This is a genomic window from Oleiphilus sp. HI0128, assembly GCF_001635365.1.
The window spans coordinates 1-531 of the sequence record NZ_LWGG01000557.1 but is presented as its reverse complement, the minus strand read 5'-3'; the positions used below and the strand labels follow the sequence as shown (position 1 = coordinate 531).

Here is a 531-nt window from a genome sequence, read left to right as displayed (position 1 = left end):
AAAGAATCTGCTTCCTTTCGACTTACGATATCTGACTCTAGCAAAGCAAATAAACCAGCAAATATTTCATCGTGATGTCCCTCATACCGAACAGGCGATATATCGGCAACGATCACGGCCTTTATTCGTTTTTGCTGGTGCAGGGCTAGACTCATAGCGACTTTTCCACCCATGGAATGTCCAAGCACATATGCGATATCAATACCTTGATCATTCATATATTCGATCACATCTTCTGCCATAAGCTCATAGTTCATCTCTTCGCGATGAAACGAACGACCATGGTTTCTCAGGTCAATAGCATGGGTTTTAAACTTACTTGCCAAGGCCGTTGCAACACTGCCTAAATTATCTGACGAGCCAAACAGGCCGTGAAGGATCAATACGGGGAAACCTTCCCCTCTTATGCACGAATATTGAATTTAGGTGGGGTTTGCTCATTCTCATCAATATTTAACTTACATATTTTGATCTTGCCAGCATAGTCGTCAGCAATTTCCTCAAGGACAGGGGCGATCATTTTACAAGGGC

The 531-nt window shown here is 42.9% G+C and carries 1 protein-coding gene and 1 pseudogene; both read right to left on the bottom strand.

Translation table 11 applies throughout. The features are described from left to right. The coding region (locus A3763_RS06620) for an alpha/beta fold hydrolase (RefSeq protein ID WP_156494978.1) at positions 1-383 on the bottom strand (383 nt) is incomplete at its 3' end. Between the two features lie 26 nt (positions 384-409). Beyond that, a pseudogene (locus A3763_RS06615) lies at positions 410-531 on the bottom strand (thioredoxin family protein); the annotation flags it as partial.